Source organism: Nocardioides sp. LML1-1-1.1, from assembly GCF_040676175.1.
Lineage (GTDB): Bacteria > Actinomycetota > Actinomycetes > Propionibacteriales > Nocardioidaceae > Nocardioides.
In genome coordinates this window covers 249,726-274,347 of sequence record NZ_JBEGHK010000006.1, presented here as the reverse complement: position 1 = coordinate 274,347, position 24,622 = coordinate 249,726, and the positions used below count along the sequence as shown (strand labels likewise).

The following is a 24,622-nucleotide window of genomic DNA, read 5'->3' as shown; positions in this document are numbered from 1 at the left end:
CCGGAAGCCCCGGCGAGCAAGCTCGCCGGGGCTTCCGTCAACTCGGTCCGGGTCGTGGCACCAGACCTGACGACGACGTCGTCAGTTCTGGTACGACCCGAAGTCGAAGTCGTCGAGCGCGACGGCCTGGCCGCCGGCGTTGCCGAACTCGTAGTCGTAGGACTCGTAGCCCGTGACGGCGTACGCCGCGGCGCGCGCCTCCTCGGTCGGCTCCACCCGGATGTTGCGGTAGCGCTCCAGGCCGGTGCCGGCCGGGATCAGCTTGCCGATGATCACGTTCTCCTTCAGGCCACGCAGGCTGTCGGAGCGACCGTTGATCGCGGCGTCGGTGAGCACGCGGGTGGTCTCCTGGAAGGAGGCCGCCGAGAGCCACGACTCGGTCGCGAGCGAGGCCTTGGTGATGCCCATGAGCTCGGGACGACCCGAGGCCGGCTTGCCGCCCTCGGAGACCACGCGACGGTTCTCCTCCTCGAACTTGACCCGGTCCACCAGGTCGGAGGGCAGCAGGTTGGTCTCGCCCGACTCCAGCACCGTGATCCGGCGCAGCATCTGCCGCACGATGATCTCGATGTGCTTGTCGTGGATCGACACACCCTGGCTGCGGTAGACCTCCTGGACCTCGTCGACGAGGTGCTGCTGCGTCCGGCGGACACCGAGGATGCGGAGCACCTCCTTCGGGTCCGGCGTGCCCTTGGTCAGCATCTGGCCGACCTCGATGTGCTGGCCGTCCTGCACCAGCAGCGCCGAGCGACGCGACACGACGTACTCGATGACCTCGGAGCCGTCGTCCGGGGTGACCAGGACCTTGCGGGCCTTGTCGGTCTCCTCGATCTCCACGCGGCCGGCGGCCTCGGAGATCGGCGAGACACCCTTGGGGGTGCGGGCCTCGAAGAGCTCGACCACGCGGGGCAGACCCTGGGTGATGTCGTCCGCGGAGGCCACACCACCGGTGTGGAAGGTACGCATCGTCAGCTGCGTGCCGGGCTCACCGATCGACTGGGCGGCGATGATGCCGACCGCCTCGCCGATGTCGACGAGCTTGCCGGTGGCCAGCGAGCGGCCGTAGCACTTCGCGCAGGTGCCGGTCTTGGCGTCGCAGGTCAGGACCGAGCGGACCGTGACCTCCTCGATGCCGGCCTCGATGAGCTCGGCGATCTTGACGTCGCCGAGGTCCTCACCGGCGCCGGCGAGGACCTCGCCCGTCGTCGGGTGCGTGATCTCCTTGGCCGCCGTCCGGGCGTACGCCGCGGTCTCGGCGTTGTCGTCCTTGACGACCACGCCGTCCTCACCACGGACGCCGATCACCTTGGGCAGACCGCGCTCGGTGCCGCAGTCGTCCTCACGGATGATGACGTCCTGCGAGACGTCCACCAGACGACGGGTCAGGTAGCCCGAGTCGGCGGTGCGCAGCGCGGTGTCGGCCAGACCCTTGCGGGCACCGTGCGTGGAGATGAAGTACTCCAGGACGGAGAGACCCTCGCGGAAGTTGGCCTTGATCGGGCGCGGGATGATCTCGCCCTTCGGGTTCGCCACCAGACCACGCATGGCGCCGACCTGGCGGATCTGGTTGAAGTTACCGGAGGCGCCCGAGTAGACCTGCATGTAGATCGGGTTCGACGGCTGGGCCTTGAAGGCCTCCTCCATCGCGTCACCGACCCGCTTGCCGGCCTCGGTCCAGATCTCGATGAGCTCCTGGCGGCGCTCGTCGTCGGTCACCAGACCACGCTCGAACTGCTTCTGGATCTTGGCGGCCTTCTCCTCGAAGCCCGACAGGATCTCGACCTTGTTGTCCGGGGTCACCACGTCGTCGATCGACACGGTCACGCCCGAGCGGGTCGCCCAGTGGAAGCCGGTGTCCTTCAGCGCGTCCAGGGACGCGGCGACCTCGACCTTGCCGTAGCGCTCGGCGAGGTCGTTGACGATCGCGCCGAGGCGCTTCTTGCCGACCTCCTCGTTGACGTACGGGTAGTCGGCCGGGAGCGCGTCGTTGAAGAGCGTGCGGCCCAGCGTGGTCTCCAGCAGCACCGTCTCGCGCGGCTCCACACCCTCGACGACGGCGTCGTCGAGACGGATCCGGACCCGGTTCTGCAGGGTGATCTCGTTGCGGTCGTAGGCCATGATCGCCTCGGCCGGGGACGAGAACGAGCGCAGCTCGCTCGTGCCGTCCGCCTCGACGCGGACGTCGCCGCGCTCGGTGGTCAGGAAGAACAGGCCGATGATCATGTCCTGGGTCGGCATGGTCACCGGACGGCCGTCCGACGGCTTGAGGATGTTGTTGGTCGACAGCATCAGGATCCGGGCCTCGGCCTGCGCCTCCGCGGACAGCGGCAGGTGCACGGCCATCTGGTCACCGTCGAAGTCCGCGTTGAAGGCGGTGCAGACGAGCGGGTGGATCTGGATGGCCTTGCCCTCGATCAGCTGCGGCTCGAAGGCCTGGATGCCGAGGCGGTGCAGGGTGGGCGCACGGTTGAGCAGCACGGGGTGCTCGGTGATGACCTCTTCGAGGACGTCCCACACGACCGGGCGGCCGCGCTCGACCATCCGCTTGGCGGACTTGATGTTCTGCGCGTGCGAGAGGTCGACGAGCCGCTTCATGACGAACGGCTTGAAGAGCTCCAGCGCCATCTGCTTGGGCAGACCGCACTGGTGCAGCTTGAGCTGCGGACCCGACACGATGACCGAACGGCCCGAGTAGTCCACGCGCTTGCCGAGCAGGTTCTGGCGGAAGCGGCCCTGCTTGCCCTTGAGCATGTCGGAGAGCGACTTGAGGGGGCGGTTGCCCGGACCCGTCACCGGACGGCCACGGCGGCCGTTGTCGAACAGCGAGTCGACGGCCTCCTGGAGCATCCGCTTCTCGTTGTTGACGATGATCTCCGGCGCGCCGAGGTCGAGCAGCCGCTTGAGGCGGTTGTTCCGGTTGATGACGCGGCGGTAGAGGTCGTTCAGGTCGGAGGTCGCGAAGCGGCCACCGTCGAGCTGCACCATCGGGCGCAGGTCCGGCGGGATGACCGGGACGGCGTCCAGGACCATGCCCTGCGGCTTGTTGCCCGTCTTGCGGAAGGCCTCGACGACCTTCAGGCGCTTGAGGGCGCGGACCTTGCGCTGGCCCTTGCCGGTCGCGATGGTCTCGCGCAGGCTCTCCACCTCGGCGTCGAGGTCGAAGGACTGCAGGCGCTTCTGGATCGCCGTGGCGCCCATGTGGCCCTCGAAGTACTTGCCGAACCAGTTCTTCATCTCGCGGTAGAGCACCTCGTCACCCATGAGGTCCTGCACCTTGAGGCTCTTGAACGTGTCCCACACCTCGTCGAGGCGGTCCAGCTCGCGCTGGGCGCGGTCACGCAGCTGCTTGAGCTCGCGCTCGGCGCCGTCGCGCACCTTGCGGCGCTGGTCGGCCTTGGCACCCTCGGCCTCCAGGGCCGCGAGGTCCTCCTCGAGCTTCTTGGTGCGGTCCTCGAGGCCGGCGTCGCGGCGCTTCTCGATGGACTGGCGCTGCAGCTGGATCTTGCCCTCGAGGTCGGACAGGTCGCGGTGACGCGCGTCCTCGTCGACGGAGGTGATCATGTACGCCGCGAAGTAGATGACCTTCTCCAGGTCCTTCGGCGCCAGGTCGAGCAGGTAGCCCAGCCGGCTCGGCACACCCTTGAAGTACCAGATGTGGGTGACCGGGGCGGCCAGCTCGATGTGGCCCATCCGCTCACGGCGGACCTTGGAGCGGGTCACCTCGACGCCGCAGCGCTCGCAGATGATGCCCTTGAAGCGCACGCGCTTGTACTTGCCGCAGTAGCACTCCCAGTCCCGGGTGGGACCGAAGATCTTCTCGCAGAAGAGGCCGTCACGCTCGGGCTTGAGCGTGCGGTAGTTGATGGTCTCCGGCTTCTTGACCTCGCCGTGGCTCCACGTGCGGATGTCGTCCGCGGTGGCCAGGCCGATCTGAAGCTGGTCGAAGAAGTTAACGTCGAGCACGATGGCTGCTGTCCTTCGTTAGTTCTGTGAAAGGTGAGGCGGGGGACTGAGGGCGTCTCGACAGGCTCGACGGCCGGGGCCGTTGGTCGAGCCTGTCGAGACCCACGCTCAGACTTCTTCGACGCTCGAGGGCTCGCGACGCGACAGGTCGATGCCGAGCTCCTCGGCGGCGCGGAAGACGTCCTCCTCCGCGTCGCGCATCTCGATGGCCGTGCCGTCCTGGGACAGCACCTCCACGTTGAGGCACAGCGACTGCATCTCCTTGACGAGGACCTTGAACGACTCCGGGATGCCCGAGTCGGGGATGTTCTCGCCCTTCACGATGGCCTCGTAGACCTTGACGCGACCAGGCACGTCGTCGGACTTGATGGTGAGCAGCTCCTGGAGGGCGTAGGCGGCGCCGTACGCCTCCATCGCCCACACCTCCATCTCGCCGAACCGCTGGCCACCGAACTGGGCCTTACCGCCCAGCGGCTGCTGCGTGATCATCGAGTAGGGGCCGGTCGAGCGCGCGTGGATCTTGTCGTCGACCAGGTGGTGGAGCTTGAGGATGTACATGTAGCCCACCGAGACCGGGTCCTTGAACGGCTCACCGGAGCGACCGTCGAAGAGGCTGGCCTTGCCGTCCTCCTTGATCATCCGCACACCGTCGCGGGTGGGCAGCGTCGCACCGAGCAGGCCGATGATCTCGTCCTCACGCGCACCGTCGAAGACCGGCGTCGCGACCTTGGTGTTCGGGTCGGCCTTGTCGACACCGATCGAGATCAGCCGCTGCTTCCAGTCGGAGTTCTCCGGGTCGCCCGAGAGGTTGAGGTCCCAGCCCTGCTTGCCGAGCCAGCCCAGGTGCAGCTCGAGGATCTGGCCGATGTTCATCCGTCGCGGCACACCCAGCGGGTTGAGCACGACGTCGACCGGGGTGCCGTCCTCCATGAACGGCATGTCCTCGACGGGCAGGATCTTCGCGATGACGCCCTTGTTGCCGTGGCGGCCGGCGAGCTTGTCACCGACGGAGATCTTCCGCTTCTGCGCGACGTAGACGCGCACCAGCTGGTTGACGCCCGGCGGCAGCTCGTCGCCCTCCTCGCGGTCGAAGACCCGGACGCCGATGACCGTGCCGGTCTCGCCGTGCGGGACCTTCATCGAGGTGTCGCGGACCTCGCGCGCCTTCTCACCGAAGATCGCGCGGAGCAGCCGCTCCTCCGGGGTCAGCTCGGTCTCGCCCTTGGGCGTGACCTTGCCGACGAGCAGGTCGCCGTCGCGGACCTCGGCACCGATGCGGATGATGCCGCGCTCGTCGAGGTCGGCCAGCATCTCCTCGGAGACGTTCGGGATGTCCCGGGTGATCTCCTCCGGACCCAGCTTGGTGTCGCGGGCGTCGACCTCGTGCTCCTCGATGTGGATCGAGGTGAGGACGTCCTCCTGCACCAGGCGCTGGCTGAGGATGATGGCGTCCTCGTAGTTGTGACCCTCCCACGGCATGAACGCCACGAGCAGGTTGGTGCCCAGCGCCATCTCCGCGTTGTCGGTGCACGGACCGTCGGCGATCGGCGAGCCGACCTCGACCCGGTCCCCCGCCTCGACCAGCGGGCGCTGGTTGATGCAGGTGCCCTGGTTGGAGCGCTTGAACTTGGCCAGGCGGTACGACGAGTAGGTGCCGTCGTCGTTCATGGTCTCGACCAGGTCGGCGGAGACCGACTTGACGACACCGGCCGCCGTCGCGGTGACCACGTCACCGGCGTCGACCGCGGCACGGAACTCGATGCCGGTGCCGACGATCGGGCTGTCGCTCTTGATGAGCGGCACGGCCTGGCGCTGCATGTTGGCGCCCATGAGCGCACGGTTGGCGTCGTCGTGCTCGAGGAACGGGATCAGGGCCGTCGCGACCGACACCATCTGGCGCGGCGAGACGTCCATGTAGTCGACCTCGTCGCCCGGGATCTCGGAGACCTCGCCCTGGCGCAGGCGCACCAGCACCCGGTCCTCGACGAACTTGTTGTTCTTGTCGAGGGCCGCGTTGGCCTGCGCGATGACGTAGCGGTCCTCGTCGTCGGCGGTGAGGTAGTCGATCTGGTCGGTGACCGTGCCGTTCTCGACCTTGCGGTAGGGCGTCTCGACGAAGCCGAACGGGTTGATCCGCCCGTACGACGCGAGCGAGCCGATCAGACCGATGTTCGGGCCTTCCGGCGTCTCGATCGGGCACATGCGGCCGTAGTGCGACGGGTGGACGTCACGGACCTCCATGCCGGCGCGGTCACGGGAGAGACCACCGGGGCCGAGCGCGGAGAGGCGGCGCTTGTGCGTCAGGCCCGCGATCGGGTTGGTCTGGTCCATGAACTGCGAGAGCTGCGAGGTGCCGAAGAACTCCTTCAGCGCCGCGACGACGGGGCGGATGTTGATCAGCGACTGCGGCGTGATCGCCTCGACGTCCTGGGTGGTCATCCGCTCGCGGACCACGCGCTCCATGCGGGCCAGGCCCGTGCGGAGCTGGTTCTGGATCAGCTCACCGACCGTGCGCATCCGGCGGTTGCCGAAGTGGTCGATGTCGTCCGGGCTGATGTCGATCTCGCCCTGGGCGCTCTCCAGCTGGGTGCGACCGTCGTGCAGCGCCACGATGTAGCGGATGGTCGCGACCATGTCGGAGATCGTCATGGTCTGCTGGTCGAACGCCTGGTCCTGACCGAGCTTCTTGTTGATCTTGTAGCGACCGACCTTGGCCAGGTCGTAGCGCTTGGGGTTGAAGTAGTAGTTCTTCAGCAGCGTCAGCGCGGCCTCGCGCGTCGGCGGCTCGCCCGGGCGCAGCTTGCGGTAGATGTCGAGCAGCGCGTCGTCGGGACCGGAGGTGTTGTCCTTCTCCTCGGTCAGCTGGATCGACTCGAACTGGCGCAGGTCGGCCATCACGGCGTCGTAGTCGTACTCCTCGCCGGTGTCCTCGGCGATGGCCTGGAGGGCCTTGAGCAGGACGGTGACGTTCTGCTTGCGCTTGCGGTCGAGGCGGACGCCGACCATGTCGCGCTTGTCGATCTCGAACTCGAGCCAGGCGCCGCGGCTGGGGATCAGCTTGGCGGTGAAGATGTCCTTGTCGGACGTCTTGTCGGCGGTGCGCTCGAAGTAGACGCCCGGCGAGCGGACGAGCTGCGAGACGACGACGCGCTCGGTGCCGTTGATGACGAAGGTGCCCTTGGGCGTCATGAGCGGGAAGTCGCCCATGAAGACCGTCTGGCCCTTGATCTCACCGGTCTCGTTGTTGGTGAACTCCGCGGAGACGTAGAGCGGGGCGGAGTAGGTGAGGTCCTTCTCCTTGCACTCGTCCACGGTGTACTTGGGGTCGTAGAAGACCGGGTTCTCGAAGGAGAGCGACATGGTCTCGGAGAAGTCCTCGATCGGGGAGATCTCCTCGAAGATCTCCTCGAGACCGGACTTGAACGTCGCGTCGACGCCCGCAGCGATGCGGGCCTCGATCCGGGCCTTGTGGGCCTCGTTGCCGATCAGCCAGTCGAAGCTGTCGGTCTGGAGCGAGAGGAGCTGCGGCAGTGCCAGCGGCTCGGAGATCTTCGCGAAAGAAATGCGGGACTTACCGGGGGTGGTGCGCGCGGCCAAGAGTTGTCCTTCGACGGTTCGACTCTTTCGAGAGCGCCCTGTCCACCACGTCAACGGCCACCGGGCAGGCCGAAGCGCATCTGAGGGCAGGCGCAAGGAGCCACGATACACGAAGTGGGCGCGCCGAACAACGCCGGCCGCGCGTGCATCTCGCAGTCGTGTTCCGGCTCGAACCTGCTGCCCTCGATCCGGTGCGCCGATCATGCTCGGCGAGGTGGCCCGAGGTCAAGCGACCCGGCCGCGAAGGCTCAGCTCTTGCAGCCCGCGTCGACGCACAGCCCGGAGACCAGCCAGTCGTCCGCACTGCCGGCCTTGCGGACCAGGTCGAGCGAGACCCACATCTTCAGCGGCGTCTGCTGGGTGCCCCGCTTGGTGCTGTCCTGGACCAGGAAGACCAGCACGGTGGCGTTCTTGCCGTCCTTGCTGAGCCGGGTCAGCGCCGCCGCCTCGGCCTTCGCCTCGACGACGACCTGCTGGGCGACGGCGTCCTTGGTCAGGGTCGGCCAGAGCTTGGCCTGCTTGGCCGCGAGCTCGGGGCCGAGGTACTGCTGCACCCGCTCCAGGTCGGCGTCCATGGTCTCGTAGTTGTAGGAGAAGACCGGCGTGACCAGGCGCTCCGCGGCGCCCTCGGCCGAGATCGAGGACTTCTCGAAGGTCGCGTTGGCCTGGGCGATCTTCTTCGGCGAGCTGTCGGAGAAGAGCGTGCCGCCGGGCAGCAGGAGCAGCACCACGGCGAGCACCAGCGCCGCCGCGGCCGCGACGCCGACGGTCGTGAGCACCCAGCCCGGGGGGCCCTCGGACGGGGTCCGCGCCGGCTCGTCCTGGGCTGCGCCAGCGGCCGGGTCGGCCGCGGCGGCCTTCCCCGGCTTGCTGCCGGGCGTGCCAGCGGGAGTGGTCGCGGCGGTGGCGGCCGCGGTGGCCGGCGCCGGAGCGGCGGCCTCGCGCTCGGCGGCCAGCTCGGCGTCGTACGCGGCCCGCTTGTCGTCGTCGAGGAGCACCCCGGCGGCGTCGCTGTAGGCCCGGAACCGGCGGTCGGTCGGGTCGAGGTCGGCGACCGCGCTCTTCCACGCGGCGCGGATCTCCTCGGCGCTGGCCGACTCCTCGACGTCGAGGATGTCGTAGAGGTTGGCGCTCACGGCGTCGTGCTCCCCTCGCTCGGGCTGCCCGAGGGCGACGACGAGGTCGAGGGCGACGTCGACGGCGTCGGCGCGCCGGACGGCAGGGTGTCCTGGGCCGAGGAGCTGCCCAGCGACGGCAGCCCGTCGTCGAGGTCGTCGAGGTCGTCGACCAGCCAGGCGCCGTCGACCTTCACCAGCGAGATCTCGTAGCGGAAGCGCTGCGGAGCGAAGTTGATCCGCTCCTTCGGGTCGTCCGGGCTCGGGTACGACGAGTCGACGGTCGTGCCGATGAGGACGGTCGCCGAGTCGTCGTCGATCGCCGAGATGCCGGTGCCGAGGACGTCGGCGACCCGCGCGATACCGGTCTCCGCGACGGTCTTCTCGGCGAGCACGACGTTCTGGTCGAAGACCTTGCGGAACTTGGCGGACATCAGCGTGCCCACCTCGGCGTACTTCGGCATCTTGCCCTGCTGGTCGAGCAGGTCGGGACCGTAGGTGTTGAAGCGGGTGGCGAAGGTGTCGGCCGCGGCCAGCACCTGCTCGCGGTCCTTGGTGACGCTCACCGGCGGGTCGCCCACGGAGTCGAACTTCTCCTTCGGGCTGGAGCCCGCGCCGTTGCCGAGCACCACGATCGCCGACACCACGAGGCCAGCCACGAGGACGACGGTCAGCAGGGCGAGCACCGACCAGCGCAGCACGACGGACCTGCGCGGGGTGGTGTCCTCCTGCTCGGTCGGCTCCGGCGTCACCGGCGCTCGAGCGTCGGTTGGAGGTACAGCCACTTCCACGAGTCCTCTCCGAGCGTCGACGGGGCCACGTTACTCCGGCCGCTGGAACCGCCCGACGGGATGTCCCAGGTCAGCTTGCCGGTGGCCTCGTCGTAGTGCGCGGAGACGTCGTAGGCGGTGCTGCCCGGCGCCGGGCGCTGCAGGTTCTGCAGGCCGCGTGCGTTGATGTTGGGGTTCTTGTCCGTGCAGCCGACGTTGGGCATCGGCGGGTCGTCGAACCGCTCCGACTCCGGGTTGCGGCGGTCTTTGGAGTAGCCGGCGTAGCAGGGGGTCGACGTCGGGCTGAGGATCAGCCCGAAGTGCGCGTCCCAGCTGCCCTCGGTGTTCTTGCCGACGACGACCTGGCCCGCGCCGACGGCGTAGGGGTAGACGACCAGGAGCTGCTTGATGCCGGCCAGGTGCCGGATCACGACCCGGCCGGTGGTGACCAGGTTGGAGAGCAGGTCGCTGAGCTCGACGCCGTTCTGCTCCAAGAAGGTGCGCAGCTGGGTGGCGGCGACCGAGCCGGAGTCGATCACCTTGCGCAGGGCCGGGTCGGCACCCGCGAGCGCCGAGCTGAACGAGGACAGCTGGGTGGCGAAGGTGCGCAGCGAGCTCTGCGTGGCGAGCTGGCCCTGGAGCACCGTGTTGCTGTCGCGGATCAGCGCGGTGGTGACGTCGAAGTTGTCGTCGGCGGTCTCGATGAAGGAGTTGCCGGTGTCGATGATCTTCTGCAGGTCCGGCCCGGTGCCCTCGAAGGCCTTGCCGAGCTCCTCGATGGTGGTCCGCAGCGAGTCGCGGTCGACGCTGGAGACGGTCGCGGACAGGTCACCCAGCAGCTTCTCGGTCGCGATCGGGGTCGCGACGTCGTCGATCTCCGAGCCCTCCACCAGGTAGGGGCCGTCGTCGGTCTGCGGCTGCAGCTCGACGTACTGCTCACCGACCGCGGAGCGGTTGCCGACCAGGGCGATCGTGTCGCGCGGGATCTTGTCCCACTTGTTCTCGATGTCGAGGTGGACGTCCACGCCCTTGTCGGTGAGCACGAGCTCGCCGACCGAGCCGATGCCGACCCCGCGGTAGGTCACCTCGGCGCCGGTGAAGATGCCGCCGCTGTCGGGGTAGTGCGCGACCACGGTGTAGTCGCCGTCGACGACGAGCCGGTCGAGGTGGGCGTAGCGGGCGCCGACGTAGCTGACGCCGAGCAGGGTGATCAGCGCGAAGATGAACAGCTGGATGCGGGTGCGACGAGTGATCACCGGGACACGCTCCTTGCCGGGGCCTTCGCCACGAGCGCCGCCGAGTAGAGGTCGACCAGGTCGGCGTCGTAGGCGTCGTCGAAGGCGCGCCACATCGTGTTCACGTCGTCGGTCGCCCCTGGCTGCGGCCGGTTGAGGCCGCCGCCGCCGAGCACGCTGCCCAGCAGGTTGCCGAGCGGGTCGGCGGCCGCGCTGGGCCTGGTGCCCGGCGTGCTCCGGCTGCTGGTGCCGGCCAGGTTCGGCAGGCCGCCGCAGAGCAGCTTGACCGCCTGGCAGACGTTGTCGACGAGGAACTGCGGGAGCTTGAGGCAGGCGGCCGCGTCCGGCGGCGTGCGCAGGCACGACTGCAGCGTCTTGGTGACCCCGGAGCACAGCGTCTTGAGGTCGACCAGGGTGTCGAGCGGCAGGTCCGGCAGCTCGTTGATCGGGATGCACGCGACGTCGGGCAGGCGCAGGTTGCCGAGGTCGAGCTGCAGGTCGATCGAGAGGTTGACGTAGTCGCCCATGTGGAGGTTCTTGGCGGTCGCGGGGTTGCGGCCGACGGCCTCGTCGATGAACGGGTAGGTCAAGAAGGTGCTGAAGCCCTTGGTGAAGTTGTCACCGGCCTTCGCGAGCTGGGTCAGGATCGGGTCCAGCGCCTTGAGCGAGTTGACCGTGGAGGTCTGCGTGGTCTGGATGACCCGCACGCCGACGTTGCTGAGCTTGGTCAGCCCGTCGAGCATCTTCACCAGGTCGCCGCGCTGGCGGTCCAGCGAGTCGAGCGCGCTGGGCAGCTCCTCCAGGGCCCGGTCGATGCTGTCCTGGTGCTGGCGGGCGCTGACCGCGAGCCGGTTGACCGACTCGATCGCGGCGACGATGTCGCCCTTGCGCTCGTCGAGCCGGCTGACCAGCGAGCGGACCTGGGTGAGCACCGACTTCGCGGAGTCCTCGCGGCCGTCGAGGGCCTTGTTGAGCTCGGAGGAGATCGTCTTCAGCTGGGCGATGCCGCCGCCGTTGAGGACCAGGCTCAGCGCGCCGAGGACGTCCTCGACCTCGGGGTTGCGGCCGCCGTTCTCGATGACGTCGCCGTCGGAGAGCCGGCCCTGCCCGCCGTTGGTCGGCGCGGCGAGGGAGACGAACTTCTCGCCGAGCAGGCTGGTCTGGCGGATCGAGGCGACCGGCTGGTCGGGCAGGTCGACGTCCTTGCGCAGCTTGAGGGTGACCACGGCCTTGTCGCCGTCCAGGTCGACGTCGGTCACCTGGCCGACGCTCACGTCGTTGACCTTGACCGAGGACTTGGGCACCAGGTCGAGCACGTCGTCGAACTGGACCTTGACCTCGATCGGGTCCGAGCCGGTGTCGGCACCGCCGGGCAGCGGCAGCTTGTAGACGTCGAAGTCGCAGCCGGAGAGCATCATCGTCCCGGCGAGCAGCGCGACGGCCAGCCGGGCGCGGGCACCGAAGCCCCTCATCGCTCCACCTCCACGAGTCCGTTGAGCGTCGGGTCGTAGGGCTGGGAGAACGCCGAGCCGGTGCCGAAGGGTGCGCCGCGCGGGAGCAGCTTGCGGACCAGGTTGCACAGCTCCCCCTTCTCGTCGGCCGCCGCGACCAGCAGGCAGACCACCGAGGAGGGCTTGGACGTCAGCTCGTGCAGGATGTTGCCGAGGTTGGCGTTGGTGTCGAGCGTGGCGTCCTTGGGGTTGTAGGTGTGGTAGAGGTTCGTCAGCGCCAGCGGACCGGCGTCGAGGATCTCGTCCAGCGCCGAGCGCTGGCGCACCAGCACCTTGGCCACCCGGTTGACGTCCTTGATGTTGCGGCCCAACACGGCCCGGTTGGTCTTGACGAAGGTCGCGACCTCGTCGAGCGCGGTGCCGAGGTTGGTCAGCGCGGTGGTCAGCTCCTGGCGCTCGTCGTTGAGCAGCGTCGAGACGTTGCCCAGCGAGCGGTTGAAGCCGCGCACCGTGTCGTCGTTGTCGGCGAGGGTCTTGATGAATCCCTCGAGCTGGGTGGCCGACTCGAACAGGTCGTCCTTGTTGTTGTCCAGGGTCTCGCTGAGCTTGCCGAAGTCCTTGATGGTCTGGTGGAACTGCTCGCCCTGGCCGCCGAAGTTCTTCGCGGTCTGCTCCAGCAGGTCGGTCAGCGCGCCCTCGCGGTTGGCACCCTCGGGGCCGAGCGCGACGGTCAGCTTGTCGATGCTGGAGTAGATCTCGTCGAGCTCCAGCGGGATGCCGGTCTTCTCCGCCTTGATGACGGTGTTGTCGGCCATCACCTTGTCGCCGTCCTCGAAGGCCGGCGAGAGCTGGACGTAGCGGTCGCCGACGACGGACGGCGAGACGATGACCGCCTCCGCGTCCTGCGGGACGTCGACGTCGTTGTCGTAGGTCATCACGACCTTGACCTGGGTGCCCTGCGGCACCACCTCCTCGACCTGGCCGACGGCCACGCCGAGGACCCGGACGTCACTGCCCTCGTAGACCGAGACGGCGCGCGGGAAGTAGGCGGTCACGGTCTTGCGGTCACCCTCGCCGCCGAGCATCCACACCACTCCGGCGAGGAGCAGCAGGAGCACGACGCCCACGGGCAGCCAGCGGCGCAGCCCACTCATCACTGGCCTCCCAGTCGCGGTGCCGGCGGCAGGTTGAACAGGTAGGTGTCGAACCACGGGCCGCTGCCCAGGGTGCTCGCGAACACGCGGTAGAAGGGCGCCATCGTCGCGATCGACTGCTCCAGGTTGTTCTCGTTCTTCTTGATCACCTGCAGCACCGAGTCCAGGTGGTCGAGCGCGGGCTTGAGGTCCGCGCGGCTCTCCCGGATCAGGCCGGTCAGCTTCGTGCTCAGCGTCGTGGTCGAGACCAGCAGGCGGTGGATCTGGTCCTTGCGCTTCACCAGCGCCTGGAACAGCGTGTCCGCGTCGCCCATCAGCGCCACGATGTCCTCGTCGCGGGAGTCGAGCACGGTCGAGACCCGGTTGAGGTTCTTGAGCAGCGAGTTGATCTCGGAGTCCCGCGAGGCCACCACCTTCGACAGCGCCGAGACGCCGGACAGGGCGGAGCGGAACTCCTCGGGGGTGTTGCGGGTCAGGTCGGCCAGCGTCGTCAGCGACGCGGCCAGCTGGTCGGTGTCGATGTCGGCGGAGGTCTCGGCCAGTCCGCTGAAGGCCTCCACGACGTCGTACGGCGAGGTGGTGCGGTCGGTCGGGATCGTCCCGCCCTCGGCCATCTCGCCCTCGCCACCGGGGGTGAGCGCGAGGAACATCGAGCCGAGGATCGTCTTGACCTTGATGTCGGCGGAGGTCTGGTCGCCGAACTTCTGGTCGGTCTTGATCTTGAAGCCGACCTTGACCGAGTTGCCGTCGAGCTCCATCGAGGTGACCTGGCCGACGCGCACGCCGGCGATGCGGACCTCGTCCTTGACCTTGAGCCCGCCCGCCTCGGTGAACGAGGCGTAGTAGGTGTCGCCGCCGCCGACGAGCGGCAGGTCCTGGGCACGCATCGCGGCCACGACCATCAGCACCAGGGTGGCGATGCTGACCGCACCCACGACGACGGGGTTGCGCTCGCGGAAGGGCTTCACTGCTCCCCCACCTCCTTCGCGAGCGTGCAGCGGTTGGTCCCGAGCGGGATGTTCGGGTCGAGGATCGGCTTGTCGCTCCCGGGCACCTTGATCGTCACCTTGAAGTGGCACAGGTAGAAGTTGAACCAGGAGCCGTACGTCGCCGTGCGTCCGATCTTGCGCAGCTTGATCGGCAGCACCTGCATCGAGCGGTCGATCTCCTTGCGGTTGCGGTCGAGCGTGGTCGCGACCGTGCGCAGCTCCTTGATGTCCTTGACGAACGGGTCCTTGATGTCGGTCACCAGGGCCGCGGTCTGCACGGACAGCGCGGAGATCGAGTCGAGCGAGGAGAGGATCGCCTCGCGGTCGTCGTTGAGGCCGCCCACCAGGCCGCGGAAGCTGTCGATCAGCCGGGTCAGCTGCTGGTCACGGTCGGCGACGTGGTCGAGGACGTAGTCGAGGTTGTCGAGCAGCTCGCCGATCACCTTGTCGCGGTCGGCCAGGGTCTGGGTGATCGAGGCGGTGCTGGACAGCAGCCCCTCGAGGGTGCCGCCCTCGCCCTGGAAGACCTGGACGATCTCGTAGGAGAGCTTGTTGATGTCGTCGGGCGAGAGCGCCTCGAAGAGCGGCTTGAAACCGTTGAAGAGCACCGTCAGGTCGAGCGCCGGCTCGGTCTTCTTCGTCGGGATCTTCGCGTCCTCCTTCAGCCGGTCGCCGCTCTCGCCCTCCTGGAAGAGCGAGATGTAGCGCTGGCCGAGCAGGTTGCGGTAGCGGATCTTGGCGTGCGTGGCGTCGTTGAGGACGGTGTCGGAGTCGACCTTGAACTTCACCAGCGCGCGGTTCGGACCGACGACCTGCACGTCCTCGACGCTGCCGACCTTGACGCCCGCGATCCGGATGTCGTCGCCCTTGTTGACGCCGGTGGCGTCGACGAACTCGGCGGCGTAGTCCTTCTTGGCGCCGAAGGACAGGTTGCCGATGGTGATCACCAGGATGCTGGTCGCCAGCGCCGTGGTGACCATGAAGACGACCAGCCTGACCAGGTCGCCGCTGGTGCGCTTGTCGAGACCGCGGATCATCGCGTGCCTCCCGCCGCCAGCGGGCCGGCCAGCAGCACGCTCAGGTCGTCGCCGGCGCCGTACTCGGCGTCGAGCGCGCCACGCAGCGCGGCCACGTCGTCCGGCGTGCCGGTGTACGACGCGTCGCCGGGCGCCGGGCGGAGGTTGCCCTTGCCGGTGTCGCCGTTCATGCCGTCGTTGAGGTGCGGCAGCGGCGGATAGGGGTTCTCCTGGCTGTAGGGGATGTCCGGCAGGCCCAGGCAGTTGGGGCCGCGGTCGTCGCCGAACTTCGGGGCGTCCTTGGCGGTGTACTTGCGCGGCTGGTCCTGCAAGGTCTCCAGCACGATGTGCAGCTCGTAGCCGCGGAAGGCGCTGGCGAGCCGGCCCTGGGCCTTGACGATGCCCGCTGCCATGCAGGGGATCGTCACGGCGTACCGGGCGACGGCGCGCAGGATCGGCGTGCTCAGCTCGCCGGCCTCGCGCAGCTTGGCCTCGTTGGCGTCGAGGAAGGAGCGCGCGGTGTCGGAGAAGCTGCGCACGTCGCGCAGGGTCGCGGTCAGCGACGCCTCCTTCTCCTCCAGCGTGCCGGTCGTCTTCACCGTGTTGTCGAGGATCTGGGCCACCTCGGGAAGGATGTCGGCGTAGGTGTCGGAGACCTGGGCGGTCAGCTTCAGGTCCTCCAGCAGCGCGGGGATCTGCGGGTTGATCCGCTTGAGGTAGGAGTCGACCGTCTCGAGGTTCTGGCCGAGCTGCTCGCCACGGCCGTCGAGCGCGGTCGCCAGTGCCGTCAGCGTCGCGTTGAGGTCGGCCGGGCGCACCGTGGTGAGCAGCGGGTAGATGTCGGAGAGGACCTCCTCCAGCTCGGTGGCGACCTTGGTGCGGCTGATCGTCGCGCCGACCTGGATGGTGCCCGAGGGGCCGGTGTCCGGGACGACGAGCGAGACGTACTTCTCGCCGAACAGCGTCTTCGGCACGATCGAGCCGGTCACGTTGGCCGGGATCTCGTCGAGCTTGTCGGGGTAGATCCCGAGGGTCAGCACGGCGCTCTTGCCCTCGCCGGAGCGGGCCTGGAGGACCTCGCCGACGATGACGCCGCGGATCTTGACGTCCGCGCGGTTGGGCAGCTGGAGGCCGACGGTCGAGGTGGTCAGGGTGACCTTCTCGTAGTCGACGAACTTCTTGGTGAAGGTCGCGTAGGTCAGCCACACACCGAGCAGGAGCAGGCACACGAAGACCACGCCGAGGACCTTGTGCGCGGCGAGGATGCGGTTCATCGCCCGATCACCCCGCCAGCCTGACGGTGGTCGAGGCGCCCCAGATCGCCATCGACAGGAAGAGGTCGATCACGTTGATCGCGACGATGCTGGTCCGCACCGCCTTGCCCACCGCGACGCCCACGCCCGCGGGACCGCCCGAGGCGGTGTAGCCGTGGTAGCAGTGGATCAGGATGACGACCACCGCGAAGACCAGCACCTTGCCGAAGGACCACAGCACGTCGCCGGGTGGCAGGAACTGGTTGAAGTAGTGGTCGTAGGTGCCCGACGACTGGCCGTAGAACTTGGTCACCACGAGCCGGCTGGCGACGTACGACGACAGCAGGCCGACGACGTAGAGCGGGACGATCGCGATGAGCCCGCCGACCACGCGGGTGGTGACGAGGAACTGCATCGACGGGATCGCCATCACCTCGACGGCGTCGATCTCCTCCGAGATCCGCATGGCGCCGAGCTGGGCGGTGAAGCCGCAGCCGACGGTCGCGGCGAGCGCGATGCCAGCGACGAGCGGAGCGATCTCGCGGGTGTTGAAGTAGGCCGAGACGAAGCCGGAGAAGGCCGCCGTACCGAGCTGGTTGAGGGCGGCGTAGCCGGACAGGCCGACCTGGGCACCGGTGAAGAAGGTCATCCCGATGATGACGCCGACCGTGCCGCCGATGACCGCGAGCGCGCCGGAGCCGAGGGTCACCTCGGCGAGGATCCGCAGGATCTCGCGCGGGTAGCGGGTGATCGAGCGCGGCAGCGCGAGGAGCACCTTGAGGTAGAAGGACAGCTCGTGGCCGAGGGTGTCCAGGCCCTGCACGGGCCGCTGGTAGACCGCCTTGATGTTCGACATGTGCGCCACCTCAACCCGTCTTCGGGGGCACGACCTGCAGGTAGATCGTGCTCAGCGTGAAGTTGACGACGAACAGCAGCAGGAAGGTGATGACCACGGACTCGTTGACGGCGTCGCCCACGCCCTTCGGGCCGCCGCCGGCGTTCATGCCCTTGTAGGCCGCGACGATGGCGGCGATCAGGCCGAAGATCAGCGCCTTGAGCATGCCGATCCACACGTCCGGCAGCTGGGCGAGCGCGGTGAAGCTGGCGAGGTAGGCGCCCGGGGTGCCGTCCTGCAGGATCACGTTGAAGACGTAGCCGCCGGCGACGCCGACGACGCTGACCATGCCGTTGAGGAAGACCGCGACGAGCATGCACGCGAGCACCCGCGGTACGACGAGGCGCTGGATCGGGTCGATGCCCAGCACCATCATGGCGTCGAGCTCCTCGCGGATCTTGCGCGCGCCGAGGTCGGCGGCGATCGCCGAGCCGCCGGCACCGGCGATCAGCAGCGCCGTCGCGATCGGGCCGGCCTGCTGGATGACCGCGAGCACGGAAGCGGAGCCGGTGAACGACTGCGCGCCGAACTGCTTGATCAGGCCGCCGACCTGGAGCGCGATGACCGCGCCGAAGGGGATGGCGACCAGCGCCGTCGGCACGATGGTGACCGAGGCGATGAACCAGGCCTGCTGGATGAACTCACGTGTCTGGAACGGGCGCCGGAAGAGACCTCGCGCGACGTCGAGTGCGAAGGCGAAGAGCTTCCCGGCGGTTCCGACGGGCTGGAGAGCCCTGGCAACCGTCAGAGACATGTGGGTCAGTGCGTCTGCTGGGAGCCGCTGGCGTGCTCGGCTTCCTTGGTGAACGAACCGGGCGGCGGCGTGATGCCGTTCTCCCGGCACCAGGCTCCGGGCTCACGCTGGGCCCGGCGCGGGATGCCGTTGGAGGGCTCGAGCTGCAGCGGGATCGGCGGCAGCGCCGGCAGGCTCAGGTCCTTCTCCGCGGCGAGCTGGTCGGCGTCCTTCTCCTCCGACATGCCGATCGGGCCGACCGTCTGGGCGTTGAGGAACTGGCGCACCACGGGCTCGTCGGAGGACAGCAGCATCTCGCGGGGGCCGTACATCGCGAGGTGCTTGTGGTAGAGCAGACCGATCTGGTCGGGCACCACGCGCACCGAGTGCACGTCGTGGGTGACGATCAGGAAGGTCGCGTCGATCTGCGCGTTGAGGTCGACGAAGAGCTGGTTGATGAACGACGTGCGCACCGGGTCGAGGCCGGAGTCGGGCTCGTCGATGAGGAGGATCTCCGGGTCGAGCACGAGCGCGCGGGCCAGGCCGGCACGCTTGCGCATGCCGCCGGAGATCTCGCCGGGGAGCTTCATCTCCGCGCCGAGCAGACCGACGAGGTCCATCTTCTCCATGACGATGTCACGGATCTCGGACTCGCCCTTCTTGGTGTGCTCGCGCAGCGGGAAGGCGACGTTGTCGTAGAGGTTCATCGAGCCGAACATCGCGCCGTCCTGGAACAGCACGCCGAACAGCTTGCGGACCTCGTAGAGCTCCTTCTCGGAGCAGGAGGCGATGTCGGTGCCCTCGATGACGATCGAGCCCTCGTCGGGCTTGATCAGGCCGATCAGCGCCTTGAGGAAGACCGACTTACCGGTGCCGGACGGGCCCAGCATCACCGAGATCTCACCGGCGGGCAGGGTGAGCGAGACGCCCTTCCAGATGAGCTGCTTGCCGAACTGCTTCGTCAGGTTCGTCACCGCTACGTCGACGCCCATGTTGACCTCTTCCTCCGCTGACCCCGGGTCGTGCTGCGTGGGAACAACGCGAGCACGTGGCGCACGTTACGCGGTCTCCGTGGCCCCCGTCACGCCGAACCGACTATCGAGACCAGGAATGTACTCGCGAGTAGCCTCCCGCGGCCCGAGCGCTCACCCAGCTCGAGCCGGCACTTCCCACCGTCGAGTTGGCACTTCCCACCGTTGAGTTGGCACTTCCCACCGTTGAGTTGGCACTTCCCACCGTTGAGTTGGCACTTGTGCCCCCCAAGTCACGGGTGGGAACCCCCAAGTCACGGGTGGGAACCCCAAGTCACGGGTGGGAACCCCAAGTCACGGGTGGGAACCCCCACGTCACGGGTGGGAACCCCCACGTCACGGGTGGGCGAAAAATGCCCGAGGCCGGCAGAGCGGTGCTCTGCCGGCCTCGGTGCTGACGGATCAGCGAGAGGTCACTTGAGGGTGACGGTGGCGCCGGCGCCCTCGAGGGACTCCTTGGCCTTGTCAGCCGTCTCCTTGTTGACCTTCTCCAGGATGGCCTTGGGCGCGCCCTCGACGAGGTCCTTGGCCTCCTTCAGACCGAGGGAGGTCAGCGCGCGCACCTCCTTGATGACGTTGATCTTCTTGTCACCAGCGGCCTCGAGGATGACGTCGAACTCGTCCTGCGCGGCAGCGGCGTCGTCGCCACCCGCGGCACCGCCGGCGGCGGGAGCGGCGGCAACGGCGACCGGGGCGGCGGCGGTGACGCCGAAGGTCTCCTCGAACTGCTTCACGAACTCGGAGAGCTCGATGAGGGTCATCTCCTTGAACGCGTCGAGGAGCTCGTCAGTGGTGAGCTTCGCCATGGTGGCGGTTCCTTTCTCAGGTGGCCCGTCGGCGTACGTCGCCGCAGGGCCGGGTTTCAGGTGGTGGTGACGCCGGGGCCTCAGGCCTCGGCGGGCTCCTCGTCAGAGGCGGCCTCGGCGGCGGGCTCCTCGGTGGGAGCCTCCTCCTCGGCGGGAGCCTCGTCAGCGGCGGCCGGCGTGCCGGCACCACCTGCGAGGATCGAGGGGTCCTCCTGCGCCTTCGCCTCCAGGGCGCCGGCGAGCCGGGCAGCCTGGGCGAGCGGGGCGTTGAGGAGGTAGACGGCCTGGCTGAGCGAAGCGAGCATCGCGCCCGCGAGCTTGCCCAGGAGCACCTCGCGCGACTCGAGATCGGCCAGCTTGGCGATCTCCTTCGCGTCGAGGAGCGCGCCGTCGAGAACGCCACCCTTGATGACCAGGGTGGGGTTCGCCTTGGCAAAGTCACGCAGACCCTTCGCCGCCTCGACGACGTCGCCCTTGATGAAGGCGATCGCGGTCGGGCCGGTGAGCAGGTCGTCGAAGCCGTCGATGCCCGCCTCCTTGGCGGCGAGCTTGGCCAGCGTGTTCTTGACCACGGCGTAGTTGGCGTTCGCACCGAGGGAGCGGCGAAGGTCCTGCAGCTCCTTGACGGTGAGACCGCGGTACTCGGTCAGCACAGCGCCTGCGGACTCGCTGAACGACTCAGCGATCTCCGCGACGGCGGCCTGCTTGTCTGCCCGCGCCATGGGTCTCCTTCCGGATGGGGACCGCCGCACTCGTCCGGGAAAGACGAACGCCCCGAGCGCAGGCGCTCAGGGCGTGGACAGCGGGCGAGGCCCGCGGTGCTGCTCTGATCCCCTGCGCAGGCGTCCACTTCCGTGGAACCTTCGGCCCGAACTTGGCAGCCCGGACAACCGGCGGTCTAAAGGTTTCGCGGGCAACGGTACGGCGCCCGGGGGCCTGCGCCAAATCGAGGACTGTCCGGACCAGGACATGGCCGCTTGACCCCGCTTCTGGGTGGGTAGGCCCCGGCCCGACGATTCTCCAGCAACGACTCTCTCGGAAGGAACATCCCCCATGGCTCCTCTCAGCACCTCCCGTTCCCCCCGTCGCCTCGGCCGCCTGGTCCGCCGCGCCGCCGTCGTCGGGTCCCTCGGCATCGCCGGCACCCTGCTCGCGGCCGCGCCCAGCGACGCGCAGCCGGTCCCGCCGCAGCCCCCGACCACCGGCACCATCGTCGTCGGCGGCGTCATCGTCATCCCCGTCCCGGACATCCACACCGCCCTGGACAACTGGGGCTGGGAGTAGTCCGGACCCCCGCCGGCCGCTCGTGACCGTGCCGACCACCGCCCCGGCGCCCGCCTCGCGCCCCCGGGCCGCCCTCGACCTGCTGGGACTCCTCGACCCGGCGGCCGGCTTGGTGCGCGTGCACTCGGTCGAGCCTCCGGGCACCGCCGGCGACGGCCTGTGGCGGGTCGCGATCCAGCTGGCGTGCCCGCACCCGCCACCGACCAGCGACACCGCGCTCACCACCTGCGTGACGGGTGCCTGCGCCCTCACCCGCCGCGACGCCCTGGTGCGCGCGGTGGGTGAGGCGGTCGAGCGGCTGGCCCTGCACAGCGGGCCGGAGGCGGACCCCGCCACCGCCCCGTCGTACGACGGCAGCGGGGACGCGCTGCACGCTCCCCTGCACCGCCCGGTCCGCCGCTACGCCGGCACCCGGGTCCGCGACGGCGCGGAGCTGCTCGTGCCGGCGGGGCTGGTGGACTACCCCGCCGAGAGCGAGCGGCCGGAGTTCGACCCGGGGCCGTCTGGGACGGCGTCCGGCATCGGCCACGACCAGGCGCTGCGCTCGGCGCTGCTGGAGACCGTGGAGCGGGACGCCATCATCGTGTCCTGGACCCGTCGGCTGCGCACCCGCGCCGTCGACGTGGACGGCCTGCTCGCCGACGGGCCGCCGGACGCCTCGTGGCGCCGGGTGAGCGCCCTGCTCGACCTGGTCCGGGCCGGCGGGATGCAGCCGGTGCTGGCCGAGCTGCCGCTGTCGGTCCCCGGGCTGGTCTGCGTCGTGGGCGGGGTCCGGGTCGAGACCGGCACCGGACCCGCCGTCTGCGTCGGCGCGAAGGTCTCCGACGACCCGGGGCACGCCGTCGCGGGCGCGCTGGAGGAGAGCCTGCAGCTCTACCGCAGCCTGCTCGCCGTGCGCGCCGCCGCCACGGAGCCGCCACCGAGCGTGATCACCGGCGACAACGACCGGCTCGCCTTCCTCGCCTCGCCGCGGGGTGCCGCGAGCGTGGCCGAGTGGCTCGCGGACCCGCTGCCGTCGACGTACCCGCTCTCGCTGCCGCGGCTCGGCACCGACGAGCTGCTCGCCGCGCTGGTCGCCGACGGCCTCGACCCGATCGTGCTCGACCTCTCCGACCGGCTCCCGGAGCGGGTGCGGGCGATGGGCTGGTCGGTGGTCAAGGTGGTGCCGGCCGGCTACCAGCCGCTGCGCATCGACGAGCGCACGACGTACGGCTGGAACGAACGGCGCCTCGGCCCCGGCGAGCGCTGCCCCGACCCCCACCCGTTGCCATGAGCGGCGAGCTGCGGGTCACCGGCCTCACCAAGAGCTACGGCGACAAGACGGTCCTCGACGGCGTCGAACTCAGCGTCGGCGCCGGCCAGATCCTCGGCTTCGTCGGCCCCAACGGCGCCGGCAAGACGACCACGATGCGCGCGATCATGGGCGTGCTGACCCCGGACGCGGGCACCTGCACCTGGCAGGGCCGGCCGGTGGACCGGGCCGCGCGCCGGCGCTTCGGCTACATGCCCGAGGAGCGCGGGCTCTACCAGAAGATGGCCGTCGGGCCGCAGATCGACTACTTCGGGCGGCTCTACGGGCTGGGCCCGGCGGCCGCGCGCCGGGCCACCGAGGAGTGGCTGGAGCGGCTGGAGATCGGCCGCTACCGCGACGCCGCCGTGCAGACCCTGTCGCTGGGCAACCAGCAGCGGGTCCAGTTCGCGGTGTCGCTGGTGCACGACCCGGAGCTGCTGGTGCTCGACGAGCCCTTCTCCGGGCTCGACCCGATCGGTGCGCAGGCGCTGGTGGTGGTGCTGCGCGAGAAGGCCGCGGCCGGCGTGCCGATCGTCTTCTCCAGCCACCAGCTCGACCTCGTGGACCGGCTGATCGACCGGATCACCATGCTCAGGGCCGGCCACGTCGTGCTGGACTCCTCGGTCGCCGACGCCCGGCGCACGGGCGATCCGCGGCTGCGGGTCCGCGTCGCCGGCGCCCGCGACGACTGGGCCGGCGCGCTTCCGGGGCGGCTCGTGGAGACCGACGCCGACGGCACCGCGGTGCTCGCCCTCGACGGCGCGGACCCGACCGCCGTGCTCACCGCGGCGATGGCGCTCGGCACCGTCGAGCACTTCGCGTGGGACGAGCCGACCCTGACCGAGCTCTTCCGGGAGGCGATGGCGTGAACGACGTCTGGTTGGTGGCACGCCGCGAGATCGAGTCGCGGATCCGCAGCAAGGGCTTCCTGCTCGGTTTGCTGGCGAGCACGGTGGCGGTGGTGGCCTTCGTCGTCGTGCCGTCGCTGATCGACGAGGACGACTACACCGTCGCCCTGGTCGGTACGACGAGCGAGGCGCTCGCCCCCGTCGTCGAGCAGCTCGCCGACCAGGCCGGCCTGGAGGTCGAGCTGGTCACCGACCGGGACGAGGCCGCGGCCCGGGCTTCCGTGGAGGAGGGCGACCTCGACGCGGTGGTGGTCGACGGCACCCGGCTGCTCACCGAGGGCGAGCCCGACGGCGCGCTGAGCGCCCTGCTCGACTCCGCCCACCAGGCGGTCACCGTGCAGCAACGGCTCACCGACCTCGGCCTCAGCGCCGAGCAGCAGCAGGGCGCCCTCGCGGTCGCGCCGCTGACCCGGGAGACGGTCGGCGACGAGGCAGCCGACAGCGGCGCCCGCACCGGCCTGGCGCTGCTGCTGATGGTCGCCCTGCTGATGCTGTTGATGACCTCCGCGATCGGCGTGGCGATCGGGGTCGTGGAGGAGAAGGGCAACCGGATCGTGGAGATCCTGCTCGTCGCCGTACGGCCCTGGCAGCTGCTGACCGGCAAGCTGCTCGCCTTCGGGCTGCTCGGCGCGGTCCAGCTGGTCGTGCTCGGCGCGGCCGGGCTCGGCACCGCGGCACTCACCGGGATGACCGACGACCTGCCGCACGGCTCCGCGGTGATCTTCGCGGCGGCCGCGGGCGGCTACCTGCTCGGCTTCCTCTTCTTCGGCTCGCTCGCCGCGGCGCTGGCCTCCCTCGTCTCCCGGCAGGAGGAGGTCAACGGCGCGCTCGGGCCGATGAGCGCGCTGATGGTCGGCTCCTACCTCGGCGCCTTCGTCGCCCTGCAGGAGTCGGACTCGACCTTCGCCCAGGTCATCTCCGTCGTCCCGCCCTTCTCCTCCATGGTGATGCCGGTCCGGCTCGCCACCGGGGACGTCGCCGGCTGGCAGGTCCTGCTCAGCGTGGTCCTCACCGTCGTCGCCGTCGCCGTGGTCACCCTCGTCGGCGGCCGGGTCTACGAGCGCTCGGTGCTGCGCACCGGTGCCCGGGTCTCGCTGGTCGACTCCCTGCGCAACTCCTAGTCCCCACCAC

At 69.4% G+C, this 24,622-nt stretch carries 19 protein-coding genes; 4 read left to right on the top strand and 15 right to left on the bottom strand.

All coding sequences use genetic code 11. The features are described 5' to 3' along the window. Positions 1–81: 81 nt before the first annotated feature. The 15 genes from MRBLML1_RS20505 to rplJ form a co-directional block, all read right to left on the bottom strand. The gene (locus MRBLML1_RS20505) at positions 82–3,963 is read right to left on the bottom strand and encodes a DNA-directed RNA polymerase subunit beta' (RefSeq protein WP_364519511.1); all 3,882 of its coding nucleotides are present in this window, start codon (positions 3,961–3,963) and stop codon (positions 82–84) included. Between the two features lie 108 nt (positions 3,964–4,071). Beyond that, complete coding sequence (gene rpoB, locus MRBLML1_RS20500) at positions 4,072–7,560, bottom strand: DNA-directed RNA polymerase subunit beta (protein WP_364519509.1); 3,489 nt, start codon at positions 7,558–7,560, stop codon at positions 4,072–4,074. 248 nt (positions 7,561–7,808) lie between these two features. Continuing rightward, positions 7,809–8,696, bottom strand: coding sequence for a J domain-containing protein (locus MRBLML1_RS20495; RefSeq protein ID WP_364519507.1), 888 nt, complete (start codon positions 8,694–8,696; stop codon positions 7,809–7,811). Next, positions 8,693–9,427, bottom strand: coding sequence for a hypothetical protein (locus MRBLML1_RS20490; protein WP_364519505.1), 735 nt, complete (start codon positions 9,425–9,427; stop codon positions 8,693–8,695). The genes MRBLML1_RS20495 and MRBLML1_RS20490 overlap by 4 nt, the downstream gene beginning before the upstream one ends. Beyond that, on the bottom strand, positions 9,424–10,701 hold the full coding sequence (locus tag MRBLML1_RS20485) for an MlaD family protein (protein WP_364519503.1): 1,278 nt from the start codon (positions 10,699–10,701) through the stop codon (positions 9,424–9,426). Before MRBLML1_RS20485 ends, MRBLML1_RS20490 begins: the two co-directional genes overlap by 4 nt. After that, positions 10,698–12,152 carry an MCE family protein gene (locus tag MRBLML1_RS20480; RefSeq protein WP_364519501.1) on the bottom strand — a complete coding sequence of 485 codons (1,455 nt, stop codon included), beginning with the start codon at positions 12,150–12,152 and terminating at the stop codon, positions 10,698–10,700. Before MRBLML1_RS20480 ends, MRBLML1_RS20485 begins: the two co-directional genes overlap by 4 nt. Further along, a complete protein-coding gene (locus MRBLML1_RS20475) occupies positions 12,149–13,285 on the bottom strand; it encodes an MCE family protein (protein ID WP_364519499.1) in 1,137 nt (378 codons plus the stop codon). Before MRBLML1_RS20475 ends, MRBLML1_RS20480 begins: the two co-directional genes overlap by 4 nt. After that, entirely contained in the window at positions 13,285–14,253 is a 969-nt protein-coding gene (locus tag MRBLML1_RS20470; protein ID WP_364519497.1) for an MCE family protein, read from the bottom strand. The genes MRBLML1_RS20475 and MRBLML1_RS20470 overlap by 1 nt, the downstream gene beginning before the upstream one ends. After that, positions 14,250–15,311 (bottom strand): MCE family protein, encoded by a 1,062-nt coding sequence (locus MRBLML1_RS20465; RefSeq protein ID WP_364519495.1) that lies wholly within the window; start codon positions 15,309–15,311, stop codon positions 14,250–14,252. Before MRBLML1_RS20465 ends, MRBLML1_RS20470 begins: the two co-directional genes overlap by 4 nt. Further along, entirely contained in the window at positions 15,308–16,564 is a 1,257-nt protein-coding gene (locus MRBLML1_RS20460; protein WP_364519493.1) for an MCE family protein, read from the bottom strand. The genes MRBLML1_RS20465 and MRBLML1_RS20460 overlap by 4 nt, the downstream gene beginning before the upstream one ends. 7 nt (positions 16,565–16,571) lie before the next feature. Then, on the bottom strand, positions 16,572–17,399 hold the full coding sequence (locus MRBLML1_RS20455) for an MlaE family ABC transporter permease (protein WP_364519491.1): 828 nt from the start codon (positions 17,397–17,399) through the stop codon (positions 16,572–16,574). Positions 17,400–17,409: 10 nt separating this feature from the next. Next, complete coding sequence (locus MRBLML1_RS20450; RefSeq protein WP_364519489.1) at positions 17,410–18,192, bottom strand: MlaE family ABC transporter permease; 783 nt, start codon at positions 18,190–18,192, stop codon at positions 17,410–17,412. A gap of 5 nt (positions 18,193–18,197) precedes the next feature. After that, complete coding sequence (locus tag MRBLML1_RS20445) at positions 18,198–19,163, bottom strand: ABC transporter ATP-binding protein (RefSeq protein ID WP_364519487.1); 966 nt, start codon at positions 19,161–19,163, stop codon at positions 18,198–18,200. A 452-nt stretch (positions 19,164–19,615) separates the two neighbouring features. Next, positions 19,616–20,008, bottom strand: a complete 393-nt coding sequence (gene rplL / locus MRBLML1_RS20440) for a 50S ribosomal protein L7/L12 (RefSeq protein ID WP_364519485.1) — start codon at positions 20,006–20,008, stop codon at positions 19,616–19,618. A gap of 80 nt (positions 20,009–20,088) precedes the next feature. Next, positions 20,089–20,730, bottom strand: a complete 642-nt coding sequence (rplJ, locus tag MRBLML1_RS20435; RefSeq protein ID WP_364519483.1) for a 50S ribosomal protein L10 — start codon at positions 20,728–20,730, stop codon at positions 20,089–20,091. A 331-nt stretch (positions 20,731–21,061) separates the two neighbouring features. Between rplJ and MRBLML1_RS20430 the strand changes: the two genes are divergently transcribed. From MRBLML1_RS20430 to MRBLML1_RS20415, 4 genes are read left to right on the top strand one after another with little or no spacing between them, the layout of a single operon-like run. Then, entirely contained in the window at positions 21,062–21,292 is a 231-nt protein-coding gene (locus MRBLML1_RS20430; protein WP_364519481.1) for a hypothetical protein, read from the top strand. Between the two features lie 28 nt (positions 21,293–21,320). After that, positions 21,321–22,565, top strand: coding sequence for a YcaO-like family protein (locus MRBLML1_RS20425; RefSeq protein ID WP_364519479.1), 1,245 nt, complete (start codon positions 21,321–21,323; stop codon positions 22,563–22,565). Beyond that, the gene (locus MRBLML1_RS20420) at positions 22,562–23,452 is read left to right on the top strand and encodes an ABC transporter ATP-binding protein (RefSeq protein ID WP_364519477.1); all 891 of its coding nucleotides are present in this window, start codon (positions 22,562–22,564) and stop codon (positions 23,450–23,452) included. Before MRBLML1_RS20425 ends, MRBLML1_RS20420 begins: the two co-directional genes overlap by 4 nt. Continuing rightward, positions 23,449–24,612, top strand: a complete 1,164-nt coding sequence (locus MRBLML1_RS20415; RefSeq protein ID WP_364519475.1) for an ABC transporter permease — start codon at positions 23,449–23,451, stop codon at positions 24,610–24,612. The genes MRBLML1_RS20420 and MRBLML1_RS20415 overlap by 4 nt, the downstream gene beginning before the upstream one ends. Positions 24,613–24,622: the final 10 nt, after the last annotated feature.

Excerpts from the sequence above, each read along its gene's own strand:
- rplL (WP_364519485.1), bottom strand. The coding sequence starts at position 20,008 with ATGGCGAAGCTCACCACTGACGAGCTCCTCGACGCGTTCAAGGAGATG.
- rplJ (WP_364519483.1), bottom strand. The coding sequence starts at position 20,730 with ATGGCGCGGGCAGACAAGCAGGCCGCCGTCGCGGAGATCGCTGAGTCG.
- MRBLML1_RS20445 (WP_364519487.1), bottom strand. The coding sequence starts at position 19,163 with ATGGGCGTCGACGTAGCGGTGACGAACCTGACGAAGCAGTTCGGCAAG.
- MRBLML1_RS20455 (WP_364519491.1), bottom strand. The coding sequence starts at position 17,399 with ATGTCGAACATCAAGGCGGTCTACCAGCGGCCCGTGCAGGGCCTGGAC.
- MRBLML1_RS20465 (WP_364519495.1), bottom strand. The coding sequence starts at position 15,311 with ATGATCCGCGGTCTCGACAAGCGCACCAGCGGCGACCTGGTCAGGCTG.
- MRBLML1_RS20475 (WP_364519499.1), bottom strand. The coding sequence starts at position 13,285 with ATGAGTGGGCTGCGCCGCTGGCTGCCCGTGGGCGTCGTGCTCCTGCTG.
- MRBLML1_RS20450 (WP_364519489.1), bottom strand. The coding sequence starts at position 18,192 with ATGTCTCTGACGGTTGCCAGGGCTCTCCAGCCCGTCGGAACCGCCGGG.
- MRBLML1_RS20480 (WP_364519501.1), bottom strand. The coding sequence starts at position 12,152 with ATGAGGGGCTTCGGTGCCCGCGCCCGGCTGGCCGTCGCGCTGCTCGCC.
- MRBLML1_RS20430 (WP_364519481.1), top strand. The coding sequence starts at position 21,062 with ATGGCTCCTCTCAGCACCTCCCGTTCCCCCCGTCGCCTCGGCCGCCTG.
- MRBLML1_RS20460 (WP_364519493.1), bottom strand. The coding sequence starts at position 16,564 with ATGAACCGCATCCTCGCCGCGCACAAGGTCCTCGGCGTGGTCTTCGTG.
- MRBLML1_RS20420 (WP_364519477.1), top strand. The coding sequence starts at position 22,562 with ATGAGCGGCGAGCTGCGGGTCACCGGCCTCACCAAGAGCTACGGCGAC.